The sequence below is a fragment of the Microcystis sp. M079S1 genome, from assembly GCF_020246425.1.
In the GTDB taxonomy this organism is placed as follows: domain Bacteria; phylum Cyanobacteriota; class Cyanobacteriia; order Cyanobacteriales; family Microcystaceae; genus Microcystis; species Microcystis aeruginosa.
This window is the reverse complement of the sequence record NZ_JADBSZ010000145.1, coordinates 1-2,900: the sequence shown is the minus strand read 5'-3', so window position 1 is coordinate 2,900 and position 2,900 is coordinate 1. Positions and strand designations below refer to the sequence as shown.

At 45.3% G+C, this 2,900-nt stretch carries 3 protein-coding genes, 1 pseudogene and 1 CRISPR repeat array; of the genes and pseudogenes, 3 read left to right on the top strand and 1 reads right to left on the bottom strand.

Translation table 11 applies throughout. The features are described from left to right. Window positions 1-75, top strand: a pseudogene (locus tag IM456_RS23535) (transposase); the annotation flags it as partial. Window positions 76-118: 43 nt separating this feature from the next. Beyond that, a complete protein-coding gene (locus tag IM456_RS09535) occupies window positions 119-412 on the top strand; it encodes a CRISPR-associated endonuclease Cas1 (protein ID WP_286391997.1) in 294 nt (97 codons plus the stop codon). A 162-nt stretch (window positions 413-574) separates the two neighbouring features. Here the strand turns inward: IM456_RS09535 and IM456_RS09530 are convergent, their stop codons facing one another. Next, window positions 575-1,150: a Uma2 family endonuclease gene (locus tag IM456_RS09530; protein WP_286391998.1), complete on the bottom strand. Its 576-nt coding sequence runs from the start codon at window positions 1,148-1,150 to the stop codon at window positions 575-577. 225 nt (window positions 1,151-1,375) lie between these two features. Here IM456_RS09530 and cas2 point away from each other — a divergent pair, with 225 nt between their 5' ends. Then, entirely contained in the window at window positions 1,376-1,654 is a 279-nt protein-coding gene (gene cas2, locus IM456_RS09525; RefSeq protein ID WP_286392000.1) for a CRISPR-associated endonuclease Cas2, read from the top strand. Window positions 1,655-1,917: 263 nt separating this feature from the next. After that, window positions 1,918-2,862: a CRISPR direct-repeat array (repeat unit 37 nt; unit sequence CTTCGCCACGATATTTACCCCGCAAGGGGACGGAAAC). Window positions 2,863-2,900 lie beyond the last annotated feature (38 nt).

The following is a 2,900-nucleotide window of genomic DNA, read 5'->3' as shown; positions in this document are numbered from 1 at the left end:
GGATACAAGGAATTACTGGGTATGTGGATTTCCCCTAATGAGGGTGCAAAATTCTGGTTGTCAGTACTCACCGAAAGCGGAAGTTTCGCTAAATCGTCCGAATTTGGTGCTGGACTTGATGGAGGAGTTTCGTCCTGTGGTGGTGGATGCGATCGCGATCGCAATTATTCAATCTCAGGTTTTAGATCCTGCTGATTTTGAGCCTTCGCCTGATGGGGATGGTATTTGGTTGGGGACGATGGCGAAGAAGCTGTTTTTGACTGAGTTGGAGCGTCATTTTAATACGGCGTTTATCTATCCGCCCCAAAATCGTAATTTACGGCTGAGTCAGATTTTGGTGGAGCAGGCGCGATCGCTGGCGCGTTGTTTTGTGGAGCGATCGCTTGATTATCAGCCTTATGTAATTAAATAGTGGTAAGTAGCTATGTATAAGTAGCCTTAAAACCCAAAGCGTGGGTCGCCCGCGTAGCGGGCGACCCACGCTTTGGGTTTGGTTTTTAATTATACCAAGCCACTGAGCTAGTCTTGTGTGCAAGCTAGCTCAGTGGGAGCAGTGGTTGAGAATGAGGGGGATTTAGTTCTCAAATGTAACTCGCTTATATAAATCTCTTAAACTAATCTCGAAGCTAACGCATTCAAGTTTAAGAATGGCATCTTCCTCTAAATATTCAGTTAATATCCATCTGTTATCTGGCTGCTTGGTATATTGCTCTACCCAAAAGCTGTTCTGATAAATCAAGACATATTCTTTAAATGATGGAATCGAACGATATAGCTTAAACTTGTCTGCGCGATCGTAACTTTGTGTAGAATTAGATAAAATTTCGACAATCAGCAATGGATTAGTAATTGCAGTTTGTTTTTCATCGGTGAAAACAGACTTTCCTTCAATCGCCATCACATCAGGATAGGTATAACGCTTATGTTCAGGCATCCACAAGCGCATATCACTCATAAAGACTGAGTAATTTAAGTCCTCTAAGGCTAACAAAATCCGCGCTAAGAACTTAGCCGTCAAAATATTATGATTTGCGGTTGCTCCTGCCATTGGGATAATCTCTCCATCCACAAATTCGCTTTTAAATTCGGCTTTTGCTTCTAGTTCTAGATATTCATCTACGGTGTAGCGCTTGGTTGTTGCAAGTACCATCAGTGATTAGCCTCTCAACTTTGTGGTAATTATATCGTAACTTAACTAAGGCTCTCACCCTTAGCCCCCGATTTTTGGGGGAACAAGAAAATATAATATTTTTCAAGTCCCACAGAATTGGTGGATTTAGGGGGCTTAGATAAATCGAAATGTAGATAGTTAGACTTGTTGTTTACAAGGTAGGTGGTGGGTTCTCTAGTTCAATTTCAATGGATAGATAAAGTTATGCTGTGGTTGGTATGTTATGACGTTGCGGACGATCGTCGCCGTTTAAGGTTGGCGAAGCGGATCGAGCAGCGCTGTCAGAGGGTGCAGCGATCGGTTTTTGAGTGTCCTTTGGATGAGTCGGTGTTGGATCGGCAGTTAGAGAGGTATTGGTTGCCTTTGTTAAATCTGGAGCAGGATAATTTGCGGGTTTATCCTTTGGATGCGACGGCGAAGAGGCGGACTAGGGTGTTTGGCAGTCCACGTCCTTATGAGCCGCCTGATTTTGTGATTTTATGAGTGTTAAGCAATGTAAAGTATTGGCTATTTTTGTCGCGGGTCGTTATGACTAGGTTTTAGGAGTTTGGGTGATTATTTGTGGGCTAATGGGTGTTTTTTAGTTTGACTTGTTGGCGAAATTGGGCTATTTTATTGATATTGCACTTTTGAAAACAATTTTAAGTTTTCCATTTGTTTTCGAGTTCGTTTGTAAACGAATGTTAAGTGGACTGCAAAAAACGAACCTTGAAAACTTCATAGTATATAGCATTCAGAAGCCTAGGCTTCGCCACGATATTTACCCCGCAAGGGGACGGAAACCACAACAGCACCGCCTTGTCGCGGATCGTTTGTCGCCTTCGCCACGATATTTACCCCGCAAGGGGACGGAAACTCTTCACAAATGATACTATACTCTCAACTGATAAATTCACTTCGCCACGATATTTACCCCGCAAGGGGACGGAAACTGTTAGGGTTAAATGGTTTGACGGTGCAGTGGTCGTAAGTCTTCGCCACGATATTTACCCCGCAAGGGGACGGAAACTCAGCAAGAGACATTTCTTCTGTCTTGATTTTAGTGTCTCTACTTCGCCACGATATTTACCCCGCAAGGGGACGGAAACCATTGTCAGCCGCCGCACGTTGCAACGGTGGATCGATGACTTCGCCACGATATTTACCCCGCAAGGGGACGGAAACGATGAGTTTCATAATTACGTTGTCAATGGTGGTTCCATCTTCGCCACGATATTTACCCCGCAAGGGGACGGAAACTGGTCATTAGCGTAGCGTCAGGCTCATCGGCAGTACTTCGCCACGATATTTACCCCGCAAGGGGACGGAAACTTAGAGACTTCTTGGCTCCATACAGCGCCATCACGGGTTGTCTTCGCCACGATATTTACCCCGCAAGGGGACGGAAACTGAAAGGCACACTATCCAACTTCCAGTCGCGCTGGTCACTTCGCCACGATATTTACCCCGCAAGGGGACGGAAACAAGACGCGCTGGTCTTAGGGGGCGTCACGGGGTCTCCCCTTCGCCACGATATTTACCCCGCAAGGGGACGGAAACTTGGCTGGATCTAAGGCAATACTCTCTGATTCAACTGACTTCGCCACGATATTTACCCCGCAAGGGGACGGAAACACTAACCATGTCACCTATAGGCAATCTATTCATCTCTAGCCTTCGCCACGATATTTACCCCGCAAGGGGACGGAAACTCCAGAATAGGAAACGGATAAAGCTGTATTTGGCGTTT

What these genes read in the sequence shown, in the direction of transcription:
- IM456_RS09535 (WP_286391997.1), top strand. Translation starts at nt 119, where the DNA reads ATGGAGGAGTTTCGTCCTGTGGTGGTGGATGCGATCGCGATCGCAATT.
- IM456_RS09530 (WP_286391998.1), bottom strand. Translation starts at nt 1,150, where the DNA reads ATGGTACTTGCAACAACCAAGCGCTACACCGTAGATGAATATCTAGAA.
- cas2 (WP_286392000.1), top strand. Translation starts at nt 1,376, where the DNA reads ATGCTGTGGTTGGTATGTTATGACGTTGCGGACGATCGTCGCCGTTTA.